Here is a 14903-nt window from a genome sequence, read left to right on the forward strand (position 1 = left end):
GTATTAATGTGAGTGCCCCGGGGCATAGTTGCGGGCCGATTGTTCACCATGTATTTTTTTCGCATGCCCGGGTGGGATCTTCTTATGCCTGTGTGCCTTTCGCGGTTCCTGATGATTGCCCGAAGGCAGGGTAGAAGGGTTTTGCGGCGCCGGCTTCTCAATCACCGGCGGTGCTGTTTTTGTTTCCGTTTTTGATTTACAACTGCTTCCTGTCAGTGCCATCAAAGCCATTGCGTAAATAAGCAATTTCATGTTAAAGGGTATTGGATCTACGGGTTGTTCCGTATTGGAAACAATTATAATATACTTTTTCTGATCATACAAGCGCTGCCTTGTTTTCAATTGATTTATCATAAGCAGGCACCTTGGTTAACATTTTAATACCATCAAAAATACATTCTGTTACCCATTAAGATCATAGCAAAAAGTATTTTAGCACCCTGGTGTTATTGGGGTTGCCGGTACCGGCTTGTATTCCGGAATTGGTTAAACCCATAATTTTTCGAACGATTGCTGTCCATGCCTTTTCCTTTTCCAGGTTGTCCTGCACTCAGGGCAACCTGGTTTTTTTATGCCTTCTGCAAAATATACGGTCAATTTGCAAGAATATCTCGCCGGTTGTAGTGCTTTCCCTATTCCACATGTTACCCCTTGCTGAGCAAGTAGTTATCGCACCAAACGCAGGCCCCGCCTGTAAAGAAATGTTAAAATAACAGTTGTAAGTTTTGTTTAACCACATAATTAAATAAGCACTGTAGCGTTTAACATATGTATAGATTGAACAGGGAAGAGTTAGCAGGGCCGTATACCGTCAAACCCAGGGAACTAAGTATTATTCTTATCTATACGTACTTAAATACCAATATGACGCGTTATATATATTACGCATTGAATAACATAGATTATGTGTAACGATACTCAATGCTCCGTGGCTTCAGGTTTGATGTGCTTTCAACTATTTTCGAATTCCATTAATCAATAACTTAAGATGGCATATACCCCGTCTTCAACCCGTTATGATTCCATGACGTACAATCGTTGCGGCAAAAGCGGTATACTCTTGCCTGCATTATCGCTTGGGTTGTGGCATAATTTCGGTGGGGTAGACGATTTTAAGAACGCCCGCCGGATCATCAGGCATGCCTTCGATAAAGGCATCACGCATTTTGATCTGGCAAATAACTACGGGCCTCCGCCCGGTTCGGCCGAAGAGAATTTCGGCGCTATGTTGAAGAAGGATTTTTCGGGTAACCTGCGCGATGAACTGATCATCTCAACAAAAGCAGGTTATTTAATGTGGCCGGGGCCTTACGGTAATTGGGGGTCGAGAAAATACCTGATGTCGAGCCTCGATCAGAGTTTGAAAAGGATGCGATTGAATTATGTCGACATCTTTTACTCGCACCGGCCCGATCCTGAAACACCGCTCGAAGAAACGATGATGGCGCTGCATGATATTGTAAAGAGCGGAAAGGCATTGTATGTTGGCATTTCGAATTACCAGGCAACCGAAGCAAAGGAAGCGCTGGAGATGCTGAAGAAAGCGGGAACACCCTGCCTCATACATCAGCCGAAGTATTCGATGTTTGAAAGATGGGTAGAGAACGGATTGCTCGATGTGCTGGAAGAATATGGTGTAGGATGTATTCCCTTCTCGCCGTTAGCGCAGGGTATGTTAACCGACAGGTATATAAAAGGAATACCTGCCGATTCAAGAGCATCGAAGGAACATGGTTTTTTAAAGAAGAACGATATAACACCGGAGAGGATGGAGAAAATAAAGCGGTTGAATGAGATCGCCACACGGCGTAACCAGTCGCTGGCGCAAATGGCGCTCAGCTGGTTGCTGAAAGATAAACGGATAACGACCGTATTGATCGGTGTAAGCTCGGTAAATCAGTTGGATAATAACCTGGCCTGTCTTGATAACAGGTTATTCTCATCTGAAGAGCTAAATGAAATTGAATTGATATTGAAGGGTTAGGATCATGTGTTTGCAAAACAGTTTGCTAAAACGGGAATGTAAAATATAACAGGATTGAAAGGCTTTAAAACGCTTAGACAAAACAAAATTTAGTATTATATTGCACCGTTCGTAGAAACTACCTATAGGTTTTTCCTGTAATGCAATGTGTGAGCGGCTTTAATTGAATTGAAACGTACCATTCTGTTCAATGAAATGCTTCGCAAAACATGTTACAACTATAGGGAACAGGTATAACCCCGCCACCAAAAACCGCAGAGAAGAATAACCGCTTTGGTATTCTTACCTGTTGGCAGGTTATATAGATCTGGTCGGTAGTTTTTATACGGTTAGGTCTGATATCTTATTTAGTAGCTACTTATCCATACACCTGAAATGAAAAAGACTATCCTGCAATTGTTGATCGCGCATGGGATATTAACCCAGGCGTTTGCACAGGGAACTGCACCCAACCAGCATTTAGGAACAGAGAGAGAGCATTCCTCTTTGCGTGGCCTGTATAGTTCCAACGACCGTGCCAATGACATTAGAGCCAAGTTACCCCTGCCAGGACTGCTGGAACAAAAGGAACTTGCCTCACGCAACACCGCCGCCCACAACAGGGTATTCGATTCTTATATAGAACGGGTATCCATCGATGCCAAGGCATCAGGCGATTTCTCCATGCAGGTGTTCAGTGATAATATTAAGCCAGGTCAAACCATCGAGTTCCAGGTATTAGACCCCAACGGCAAACCGCTGGGCGAACCTTCTCATGTGACGGCTGCTGAAAAGGCTGACATCAAAAAACAGTTTTCCATGATCAGAACATGGAATCCTGAAAACCCGCACCTGTATCAGATCGTATTAACATTAAAAGACGCATCACAACAAGTATTATACACTTTTACTAAAAAATTCGGTTTCCGTTCGGTTGAGTCGAAGCCTGATGGTATTTATGTAAACGGCATTAAGGTCATCTTTAAAGGGATGAACCGTAAGAGCGCCGAGCTGGGCAATGCAAGATCATCTGAAGAAGCATACCTGGCTGATATCAATACCATGAAGGACCTGAACATGAACGCCGTTCGGTTGTCTTACTACCCCGTAGATCCTCACTATTTCGACCTGTGCGATTCTATCGGTTTGTTTGTGATCAGTGAGCTCGCCTCCGGCGGCAAACCAAAAGAAATGGTAAAGGAGATCGTATTCAGCGGTTTGAACCATCCTTCGGTAGTATGTTGGTCAACCGGTCCCGAGCATGCCGGCAACAAAGAGCTCGATAAAGAGTTCGCTGCATACGATGTACAGAACCGTTATGTTATTCACCCGGTTATAAAAGGTGATAACAAAAAATCAGATTTCAATTCAGTTGCCAATTCTATCATCTACGGCACTGAAGCATATATACCTGTAGAAATTGGTAATGGTATCTTCTCTGGCGGTCGCGCGGCCGGGTTAGATGAGTTCTGGACAGAAGCCAGCAAATCGTCTAAGTTCTCCGGTACCTTCCTCGCATCTTACCGCGATGAGAATGGTATTGAATCTGCCAGCGGGTACGATATCAAATCGAAAGACAAATGGGCCAGCTACTACGCTATTAAAGAAATATGGGCCCCCCTTGCTTTTGATATCAGTTCACTCAGCCCTTCATTCAATGGCGTATTAAATGTTGAGAACAAGTTCCTGTATACCAACCTTACCAGGCTTAAGTTCAGCTGGAAACTGGTACTGTTCCCCAAGGCAACCCAGAAAACCCTGGAGCCGCTGGTGATAGAAGAAGGAAAAACTGAATCGCCTTATACAGGCCCTGGTGAAAAAGGCCAGTTGAAGTTCACCTTTACGCAGCCTTTTATTCATGCCAGCGCCCTCGTTTTGAATGTGCTTGACAACAAGGATAAAGAAGTATATACCTGGACGTTCCCCATCATGAAGCCTGATGACGTGGTAAAAACCAGTCCTGAAGTCGCTTCTATCTCAACCATCATGCGTACAGAGGAAAAAGACTTCCTGTCGCTGGTGTGCGATGGTATCAACTATATCTTCGATAAGAAGAATGGTAACATGACCAAGGTATATGTAGGTAAACGCGACCTGCCATTCAACGGACCGTTCCTGGCTGGTTTGTCGAACTACGCCCTGGCCGATTTCAAACACCTGGTAAAAGACAACACCCACATTGTTGAGGTAATATATAAAGGCGAGAGCACATTGAATGTTAAGTGGACCTTCCACACCGGTGAACTGCCTCGTATGGATTACACGTACTCGATGAAATCTCCCGGCGAATTTGTTGGTATCACCTTCAAATATCCCGAAGATAAGATCACCGGCATGAAGTGGTTTGGCCGCGGCCCCTACCAGGTTTGGAAGAACCGGGTTAAAGGCCAGCAGTTAGGTGTGTGGGAGAAATCAAATAAAGGTAATGCCGAATACAAAGGATGGCATGCCGATTTATACTGGGTGCAGTTCCAGACAAACATGGGGAACTTCACTTTCTATACCGATCGGCCGAACATATTCCTGCAAATGTTCAGCCCCGTGAAACAGGGTACCCTGCTGAATGAGTTCAGCGCAGCGCCGTTCCCTGATAATGGTAATATCGGGTTCATGCACCAGATCAGTGGTTTGGGCACCAAACCGGCCGAAACTGTGGCTAACAAAAGCCTGAAGAGCGCTAACGAACAGTTAGGCGGCACGATCTATCTCGATTTCAGATGGTAATATAAGTTCTGCTAAATATTTGACCCCGTTCCGGCTAAACCTGGAGCGGGGTTTTTGTTTGTAGCTATTGTACCTTTATGCCATGGAATATGCACAACTGGGAAGATCCGATCTGCAGATCAGCCGCATAGGGTTCGGTTGTATGTCGCTCGGCGATACGTATGCCGGTAGTGAAAAAGTACTGCACCGTGCCGTTCATCTTGGCATCAATTTCTTCGATACCGCCGACCTGTATGCCAAAGGCATGAACGAGATCGCCGTAGGCAAAGCATTGAAGCCTTTTCGCAGTAACGTATATATAGCTTCCAAAGTGGGCAATCAATGGCGTGCCGATGGCAGCGGATGGGACTGGAACCCGCGTAAGGAATATATTCTTGAACAGGTGGAAGGCAGTCTGCAACGCCTGCAGGTTGATTGCATCGACCTGTACCAGTTGCATGGCGGTACCATTGACGATCCCATCGATGAAACCATAGAAGCGTTTGAACTGCTGAAACAGCAGGGCAAGATCAGGCATTATGGTATTTCATCTATCCGCCCCAACGTAATAAGGGAATATATCAGGCGCTCAAACATCGTAAGCGTTATGATGCAATACAGCCTGCTCGACAGGCGGCCTGAGGAAACCTGTTTACAATTATTGCAGGAAAACAATATAGGTGTTTTGGCCCGGGGCGCTGTTGCGCAGGGATTGCTCATAAATAAACCGCCTAAAGCATATCTTAATTATTCGCCCGGGGAAGTGGAGCTGGCAGCCGCTGCAGTACATAAAGCAGCTGATGAAAAGCGCAATGCGGCCCAAACGGCCTTACGTTATGTATTGCAGCATCCGGCAATTTCCGCTGTTGTGGCAGGGATAAGGACCATTGAGCAACTTGAAGAAGCGGTGGCTGCGTTAAAAACGCCGGTCATTGATGAAAAGGAACTGGCGGTGTTGAAGGAAGCCGTTGTAGCAAATAAGTATGAACAGCACAGGTAGTTAATGTGATAATGAATACAGCTGAAAGCCGAAAGCGAATACAAATACAGCTGCAAGCTGCAAGCGAATACAGGCCAAAGCTGAACGTAAAACATGTGGCCCAACCTCCATCAACTTTATCACCTTTATCAACTCCATCAACTTGCTCCCTGTATTCCACTTCAACATCCTACATTGAACATGCCGGCGCTTCGGTCGGCATCCCGACACGCAGAGCTTCGTCGGGATACGATATTCTTCTGTTTTTCACATTTATCTTATCAACGTAATATCTCCCGTTTTCCGCACCTTTTTCCCGTCAGAATACTCCACATCGAGGGTATACGCATATACATCCATCGGTTGCAATTGCCCGTTGAAGGTACCATCCCAGCTGGCGCGGCGGTCCTGTGTACCGAACACCAGCCTGCCCCAGCGGTTGTAGATCTTCCAGTTCATTTTGGCAATGCCAAAACCGGTAACCATAATCCTGCTGTTTCTTCCAAAACGCCCGGGCGTAAAGGCATTGGGCACATCGAGCAACGGGTTGATCAACGCCTGCACCGGTTTACAAATAGTATCGGAACAACCCTGCCCTGTATACGCAACCAGGCAGGCCTGGAAGGTACCGGTAGCATTATACTGATGGCTTACGGTATCGACCGTGTTTTTGATCACTACGTCATCATCGCCAAAATGCCAGTGATAGTTTACAGCACCGGTTGATAAATTGGTGAAGATGGTTGGTTTATTTACCTCAGGCGTTACCGGTGAAAACGAAAAATCGGCTACAGGCTTCGGATATACCGTAATGTCCATGCTTGCTGAATCAATGATATTGCACGTGTTTGAATCAATGACAACCAGTTTTACGGTCCATTTGCCTAACCGGGTATAGGTATGCGTGGGGTTTACTTCGTTTGAGGTAGTGCCATCGCCAAAATCCCAGTGAAATGTTTGGCCGGCCAGCGAGGTATTGTTGAATACAGCGTAATGCGGCAAACATCCCAACGATGGCGTTTCGAACCGCGCATCGACCAGCGGCGATACGCGCAGTTCTTTTGATATGGAGTCGGGCGAATTACAATAGGCCGTGTCGTGCAGAATAAGTTTTGGAATATAGGTGCCTGCCGACGTATATGAATGATGTACCGTTTGACCGCCCGGTGTTATGCGGGTGCCATCGCCAAAATCCCAGGTAAAGCTTTCAGGCTTGAAGGGTTTACCCGGCGGGAAGGTGCTGGTATTTACAAATTCATATTGTAGCGAGTGACAGGGCGGTAGTTTGGTTATGGTATATGCCAGGTTAGCCGGGTCGTCGCGTACATGGATAGTCAGAAAAGCGGTATCGCGAATGTTACAGCTAGCAGAGTCAACAGCGATCAGGCGTATGCGAAAGCTGCCCGTGCTGTTAAACGTATGGGTAATATCGTAGGTGGTGGTATATTGTTCGGGGGTGCCATCGTCAAAGTTCCATTCATAACTTTTGGCGTCGAGAATGGTATCTTTCAATACCACTGTGAACGGCACACAACCCAACGTATCGAACATGCCGTTGAAATAAGCTTTTGGCCCTGCGCCTACACCGGAGAAGTTGAACAGTATTTTAACGGCGCCGAGGTTACAGCCATTTTGACCTGCTCCATTTGTAGGCGACCATACACCACTGGTAGTAGGGTAGGGCCTGGTAATAGGCAGATCGGGAATATTGCCATAGCAGTTGGCGCATATGGCCTGGTAAATAGCGCCCTGCTGGTCGAACCGGCTGGTACCGCCATCTACGTGTTCACCCAGGCCGCCATCCTGGCCAAAGAAAGTGCCATACTTTAATGAAGCGGCATTTCTTTCCAGTACAATAAAATAGAAATCCCGGTTATCGGTCACCGCTTTCAATGCATCGGGTGTAACGGGCATACCCCGGGTGCCGCCGAGGTCGTAGGGATCGGCCTGTGTTGAAGCCGGCGCATACCAGCCGCCCCAGCCGGAGATGTATACGTTCTCGCAACGGTCAACGAGGAAGGCCACCGGCGATATATTGGGTTTATTGCCGCTGCCGAATACCGTTGAGTATTCTATGGAGGTAAGATCGGGCCGTAATTTTGTGATGAACTGTTTTGCACCCGCATTGCTGTAAGCGGCGTTTATAACGGGCCACGACCCGCGCGTTACGCCCATAACATAGGGAAAACTGTTGCGGTCGAACTGAATGCCGTATATGAGATCGGCCTGCTGGGTGCCCATATAAATGGTGCGCTGCAGGGTAGTGCCGTCGTTTGAAATAATGGAAACATATCCATCTATAAAACCTGCCAGCCCACTGCTTATTACACCATTATTGAGGCCAGGTACCGTTCCGGGCAGGTCACTGCTGGAAGTGCCGCCGGCTACATAAATTTCGTTCGTTGCTGGCCGTAATGCCAGTACAAAGGCGGCATCGTCGCCTGTGCCGCCAAGGAAGGAACTCCAGATAACCGTATTGCAATCGGGGTTTATTTTCAGCACCACGCCATCCTGGTTGCCGCTGCGTGTTTGCTGAAAACCGTTCCCTATCATGGGGAAATTCGATTGCGATTGGCCGGCCACATAAATAAACCCGTTGTTGTCGAGGATCACTTCGCTGTGCGAATCATCGCCATAGTTCCTGAGCAGGGAATTCATTATGTGATCGCCGCTTTCCATCTGGTCCTCTATATTCAACCCGTCGTTGCCCGGGCCGCCGATGCGTAAAGAACCTATAATGGCGCTGCCCTGGGCATTCAGTTTGGTAACCACCATGTCGCAGCCGCCGCCCTGGCCTATAAGCGTACCGGGGTAGTCGCCTGAATAGGTTCTTCCCAGGATTACCAGGTTGCCCTGGGGATCGCAGTAAAGACTATGCGGAAAATCATCGGCGCCGCCGCCGAGGTAAGTAGCATATTCCCGTCTGTTACCCGCTGCGCTGAACTTAAAAATGCTGATATCCAAACCGCGTTGCCCGCCGCGCGTCCAGGTAGTTTTATATGCGCCGGGGGAAGCCGGAAAGCCCGCCCCGAATGCAATACCGCCTGAGAACAGGGAGCCATCAGGGCCCGGTGTGGCTGTAAAGCCCCATTCATCGGTGGTGCTGCCGGTAAAGGATGAAAAAATGATCGTTGGGTCTATCACCAATGTGCTGGTCTTTGTATAATCGCCTGTTTTGAATCGCACCCTGTTCTTTCCTTCAATTTTATAAGCGCAGGAGGTTTCCTTTCTGCCGTGTATATTGTCGAACTGGTACGTGTACGGGTATAACTCCCGCACATCGCCCACACTGGTTTTTATTACCAGTTCACTGTTCTTTACCGATAGTTTATTGGCCCCGTCGTATTGCATTACGATATCGTTCACATTGCCGCCGGGGTTTACGATGATATCGTATTTCAGCCGGCCGCTCTCTGAATAGTACCGTACATCTATATGGGGGTAAACGTTTTTGTAAATGACCGCCTGGCAGCTTTTAACATGGCTGATCCATTGGGAAGGATCGTTGCCTTTGATATAATTGCTGTAACCCGGTAATACTTTATCGGGAACAATTTGCGGATTGGCAGCTCCGCCTATGAACTGTACCCTGTAGGCGTGGGAGCGTATGGTGATGGTGGAGTGACCGGCACTATCAACGGATTGTGTGTTCCTGGCAATACGCGCCCTGCTGTCTGTTGCTATGGGTAACTGATGGTTGTCATGCGCTTCACCGAGGTCGGTGGCGTTGTGCTGCACAATGGTAAACCCGTTCTTTTGCAGATAGAAATTCCCTGTGGGCAAATCGCCCCTGAATTGAACCTGTTTATCCCATTGTCCTTTATTCTCGATGAACTCAAAAGAGGAAGGTGCCTGCGCAACCGATCGTATAACGCCTGTTATGCACAGGGTTATAGCTATCAGACAATTCTTAACCAAGATTCGTGTTTTCAAAGTGTAATAATAGGCCAGGTTGCAATGATAAGGATTACGGCTCTCCCGTAAGCATTAATATTTGAACGTAGGACACATTGACTGCCTTCTGTCGCCATTATACTCGTTATAGAACCCGTGTCTAAATAAAGCAAATTCAAACGCGCCACGTGATTGATTGTACTGTTTCAGGGATGACGTGGTAGCATCATAGGTGAACATGAGCTTGATGGCCTTCCATTCAAAACCCACCATGGGAATGAACGAGTCGCCGCCGCGATAATATAAACCACCGATCAGTTGGTATTCGCCATCGCCCGATAAATTGTATTGAACATTTCCGCCCAATACCAGCTCGCTTGTTTTTGCGGTGGTGCTGTAATAGGCCATGGGATTCAAAATAACCTGTTCGTTCAGCTTGAAGCTGGCGTTCACAAAAGCATTGTACCGGGGCGCAATACGGCTATCGTACCCACTTAATGAATCAGGGGTGGTAAAGAACGATTCGCGGGGCCTGTTTATGTGCCAGGCAGAAATACCGCCATTGAGATATAACCTGTCGGTAGGAAAGTACGCATAATTCAAACCTACCTGCATATCGAAATAACTTACGTTGGGCGCATCGAGCGCTACGCTGGTAGGCAGGTTGCTGTCGAAGAACTTGCCATCGAACTGATCAGGGAACTTTAGCGCGGTTGTGTTGATGCGTTTGTTGGCCCAGCCTACATTGAACCCGAGCGATAATAAATGCGCTACGCCCAGCATTTGATGGTAAGCTGCCGAACCATATATTTTGGTTGAAGTAAGACTGCCCGAACCGGCAACATCACGAAGTATAACGCCGCCTAACCCCAACCAGCCGCTTTCGATCCGGTCCCTGAACACCTGGGCATCGCCCCATATACTCATTGTTTTGTATGGAACGCTCATGATCGACGACCATTGATTGCGATAGTTAACGCCTAAGCGGTAATCGGCATCGGGTATAAAACCCGTGTTGGCGGGATTGGTTGTGAGCGGGGAATTAAACCATTGGGAAAAATGCATATCCTGCGCCGTTGCCTGAGAAACACATACGACACACGACAACATCGCCACCACTGTTTTCAGTAAACGGTTTACTATTTCCCGGGTCACAGGGGGCCGCACTGTTTTGTTAGCTTTAATTTTTTTCATAAACCACCTGTTCTAAAAGTACAATTTGTTATATCATATGAAAGCTTTCATTGAGCTTTAACATATTATTTTACAGCTTAGCGCTAAACGCTTAATGCTGAACGCTGGTTCCCGGCTGTTCAGTTTTCTATCCGGGTATTGAGCTTCCTGCCCTGGGCGTTTTATCACTTTCCGCGTTCCGCGTTAAGCGTTCTTGCTTCTCCTGCTGCACTTTCAGGCGTCTCAACGAAGTAAGGCCGTACGCCGGTTCGGTCATTAGCCTTCCGCATTTCGCCTTCCGCCTTTAGCGTATTAAAGTAATATCCCCCGTCTTTCTTAGTTTTCTTCCATCGGAAAATTCCACATCGAGTGTATAGGCATATACATCCATTGGTTGTGGCGTGCCTTTGTAGGTGCCGTCCCAGCCAATTTTTCTGTTATTGGTTTCAAATACCAGTTGTCCCCAGCGGTTATAAATGCGCCAGGTCATTTTTGCAATTCCAAAACCCATCACGCTAATGAATGCGTTCCTGCCGAAGCGGCCAGGTGTAAACGCATTGGGTACGTCGAGCAACGGATCAACAATGGCTTCCACAGTTCTGCAGGTAGTATCGCTGCATTCAAATTCATTGAACGTAATGAGGCAGGCATTGTAGGTTCCCGTTGCATTGTATTGATGCGCGGTGGTATCCATGGTTGTCTTAACCACTGACTCGCCATCGCCAAACTGCCACTCATACCTTGCTCCACCGGTCGATAAATTGGTGAAAATGGTTGGCTTATTGGTTTGGGGCGGAACCGGCGCAAACGTAAAGTCGGCGGTCGGCAGCGGGTTCACGGCGATTTCCATACTTGTTGAATCGATAATATTACAGGTGCTGCTGTCAACGGCCACCAGTTTTACCGTAAACCTGCCAAGGTTATTGTATACATGCACCGGGTTCACGTCTGTAGAGGTGGCGCCATCGCCGAAATCCCAATAGAACTGTTGCCCGGCCAGTGAGGTATTATTGAAAATGGCGGTATAAGGCGCACAACCCGAAGCCGGGGTTTCGAACCGCGCATCAACCAGCGGCGATACGCGCAGTTCCCTTACAACCGAATCGGGTGAATTACAATACGCCGTATCGTTCAGAATAAGTTTTGTCTGGTAGGTGCCTGCCGCAGCATAGGAGTGCTGGTAGGTTAACGGCGCCGGTGTTATGCGGGTGCCGTCGCCAAAATCCCAGGTAAAGCTGCCGGGCTTAAAAGGTTTGGTGGCCGGGAAGGAAGTGGTATTGGTGAATTCATATAACAGCGACTGGCAGGGTGGTAGCTTAGTCGAAAGGAATGCCAGGTCTGCCTTATCGCTACGCACATGAACGGTTACATAACCGGTATCCCTGACGTTGCAGGTAGTGGGGTCAATGGCAATCAATCGTACCCGGTAGTCGCCCACCGCGTTGAAGGTGTGCGATATTTCTGTATTGGTGGTTGTTTCATCGGGCGAACCATCGTTGAACGACCACTCATAACTTTTGGCGTTGAGAACAGTGTCTTTTAGTACAACGGTAAAGGGCACACAACCCAGCGTATCTACCACGCCGTTGAAAAACGATTGCGGTCCGGCAGCCACGCCGGCAAAGTTGAAGGCGATCTTGGCGGCCCCCAGGTTACAGTTGGAAGTTCCTGTTCCATTCACCGGCCCCCATACACCCGGCGTAATGGGGTAGGGCACTGAAATATTGCCTACCGAACTGCCGAAGCAGTTGGCGCAAATGGCCTGGTATATTACGCCCTGTGCATCGAAACGGCTGGTGCCTCCGTCAACGTGTTCGCCTTCGCCGCCGCTTTGGCCAAAAAAGCTGCCGTACAACAGGGAGGCAGCGTCCTTCTTTATAACAATGAAATAAAAATCGTGGTTATCGGTTACGGTCTTCAACGCATCGGGCGTGGTGGGCATACCGGCTACGCCCGACATATTGAACGGGTCGCGGCCATTGGCCGAGATCCAGCCGCCCCAGCCCGAAATATAAACGTTCTCGCAACGGTCAACCAGGAAGGCCACCGGCGAAATATTGGGACGCGCAGCGCCATTACCAAATGTGGTTGAATATATGAAACCCGACAGGTCGGGTTGCAGTTTTGAAATGAATTGTCTTGAATTGCCACCGTTATACGCGGCATTGATAATTGGCCAGGTGCCTTCGGTGATACCCATTATGTAGGGAATGGCCAGCTTATCGAACTTGATGCCATACACGGCGTCGAACCCACCGGTACCCATATACGAGCTGCGGATGATGGTTGAGCCGTCATTGGCGATCTGCGCTACGAAACCATCTGTAGTGCCGCCCTGGTTGGTGCCCTGGTACACTCCGCTTTTGTTGCCGGGAAAATTGCCGCTGGCTGTGGCGCCGCCTACAAACAGATCGTTGGAAGCCGGGTTTACTGCCATCACAAACGCACCATCGTCGCCTGAACCGCCGAGGTAACTGCTCCAGACAACGTTATTACAGGTCGGGTCTATCTTTAACACCACACCGTCCTGACCGCCGCCTGCTCCCGGTTGAAAAACGCCGCCGGTCGTTCTGAAATCATTTGAACGTGTTTGGGCTGCTATTACAATATTTCCACCATTGTCGAGCGATACTTCGCTGCGGCTGTCATCGCCATAAAAGCGCAGGGTAGAAGACAGATTGATGGAGCCGCCTTCCTGCAGGTCGCTTACGTTAACACCATCAGCACCGCTGCCGCCAATGCGCATTGAACCAATAATGCCGGTTCCCGATGCATTCAGTTTGGTAACGGCAATATCGGCGCCGCCGCCGGGGCCAAATAGCGAGCCCGGATAACGCGAGCTATAGGTTCTGCCCATCACCACCAGGTTGCCCTGCCCGTCACTGATAAGGCTATGCGGGTAATCGTTCCCTTCGGCCCCGAGGTAGGTTGCGTACATACGCTGTGAACCATCGGGACTGAATTTGAAAATACCTATATCCACCCCGCCATTGGCAGAGCCGCCCTGGTAACTGGTTTGGTAAGCGCCCGGCGAAACCGGGAAACCGCTGCCGAATACGATACCGCCCGAGAACAGCGAACCATCGGGGCCCGGGGTGGCGGTAAAGCCGTATTGGCCGGCCTTGCTACCGGTAAACGATGAAAAAATGAGCACCGGGTCAATGATCAGCGTGCTGGTCTTTGAGTAGTTGCCTACTTTAAAGCGCACGGTATTTTTATCAACCAGTTCATAGGCGCAGGTAGTTTCCTGTTTGCCTTTTACCTGATCGAACTGGTACGAGTAGGGATACAGCTCCTTTACTTCGCCAACCGACGTTTTTATGATAAGCTCTTTATTCTTTATTGATAACTTATCGGCGCCTTCGTAGCGCATAACGATATTGTTCACATCGCCGCCGGGGTTAACGATGAGGTCGTATTTTAAATGACCGTTCTCAGAGAAATAACGAATATCGATATTGGGATAGATGTTCCTGTACAGGACGGCCGTGTAGGTTTTTACATTGCTGCTCCATTTGGAAGGATCGTTCCCGATGAAATAATTGCTGTAGGTTGACAGCGGTTTATCGGGCATGATCTGCGGGTTGGCTGCTGCGCCAACGAAATGCACCTGGTAGGCATGCGAGCGTACAGTCCACGGAGAGGAAGGTGGGTTGCCACCGCCGCCCGGTTTTCCGGAATGACCGTAGCTGGGGTCATCGGTACGGGCATTTGATTTTACGCTTGCCGTGCCCGATACTTCACCATGGGTACGGTGAAAGAACCGTTCCAGGTCGCCGGTATTGTGTTGAACGACTGTAAAGCCATTGGGGTGCAAATAGAAATCACCCGCCGGCAATTCGCCTTTGTATTTGATCTTACTTTCCCACTGGCCTTTATTTTCAGTGAATTCAAATGTAGATGGCCCCCCTTGCGCAAGCGTATCAAGGGCTATGATGGTAAGAAGAAGTGCTATCGAACTGATTTTGCCCAATTCCTATCGGTTTTCAATTTATTATAATATAACGTTTATTCTATTCTGTTCTTACCTGCCCGGATAATATTAATCACATATTAAGCTCTTGCAGCGTATGATATAAATAGCAGGAGATGGAATTAATTAAAAAGTATCGTACTACTTTTTTAACAGACCCAGGCAGGTGTGCCACACTTTCAAAGTGTGGCACACCTAAGTATCTTTTTTAGTAAGCA

Annotated in this window: 7 protein-coding genes; 3 read left to right on the forward strand and 4 right to left on the reverse strand. The window is 48.3% G+C overall.

The window, feature by feature from the left end:
• Nucleotides 1–3: 3 nt before the first annotated feature.
• Nucleotides 4–252: a hypothetical protein gene (locus A4R26_RS26640; RefSeq protein WP_133054789.1), complete on the reverse strand. Its 249-nt coding sequence runs from the start codon at nt 250–252 to the stop codon at nt 4–6.
• A gap of 736 nt (nt 253–988) precedes the next feature.
• Between A4R26_RS26640 and mgrA the strand changes: the two genes are divergently transcribed.
• From mgrA to A4R26_RS26660, 3 genes are all read left to right on the forward strand, one after another.
• Nucleotides 989–1984 carry an L-glyceraldehyde 3-phosphate reductase gene (gene mgrA / locus A4R26_RS26650; RefSeq protein ID WP_081169567.1) on the forward strand — a complete coding sequence of 332 codons (996 nt, stop codon included), beginning with the start codon at nt 989–991 and terminating at the stop codon, nt 1982–1984.
• A gap of 375 nt (nt 1985–2359) precedes the next feature.
• On the forward strand, nt 2360–4687 hold the full coding sequence (locus A4R26_RS26655) for a glycoside hydrolase family 2 TIM barrel-domain containing protein (protein ID WP_081169568.1): 2328 nt from the start codon (nt 2360–2362) through the stop codon (nt 4685–4687).
• A gap of 82 nt (nt 4688–4769) precedes the next feature.
• Complete coding sequence (locus tag A4R26_RS26660; protein WP_081169650.1) at nt 4770–5666, forward strand: aldo/keto reductase; 897 nt, start codon at nt 4770–4772, stop codon at nt 5664–5666.
• 252 nt (nt 5667–5918) lie between these two features.
• On the opposite strand, the gene A4R26_RS26665 is transcribed toward A4R26_RS26660, so the two are convergent.
• From A4R26_RS26665 to A4R26_RS26675, 3 genes are all read right to left on the reverse strand, one after another.
• Nucleotides 5919–9563 (reverse strand): DUF7948 domain-containing protein, encoded by a 3645-nt coding sequence (locus tag A4R26_RS26665; protein WP_242675028.1) that lies wholly within the window; start codon nt 9561–9563, stop codon nt 5919–5921.
• 69 nt (nt 9564–9632) lie between these two features.
• Nucleotides 9633–10733 (reverse strand): PorP/SprF family type IX secretion system membrane protein, encoded by a 1101-nt coding sequence (locus tag A4R26_RS26670; protein WP_081169569.1) that lies wholly within the window; start codon nt 10731–10733, stop codon nt 9633–9635.
• A gap of 283 nt (nt 10734–11016) precedes the next feature.
• Complete coding sequence (locus A4R26_RS26675) at nt 11017–14685, reverse strand: DUF7948 domain-containing protein (protein ID WP_081169570.1); 3669 nt, start codon at nt 14683–14685, stop codon at nt 11017–11019.
• Between the last annotated feature and the right edge of the window lie 218 nt (nt 14686–14903).

Source organism: Niastella populi (assembly GCF_002078015.1).
In the GTDB taxonomy this organism is placed as follows: Bacteria; Bacteroidota; Bacteroidia; order Chitinophagales; family Chitinophagaceae; genus Niastella; species Niastella populi.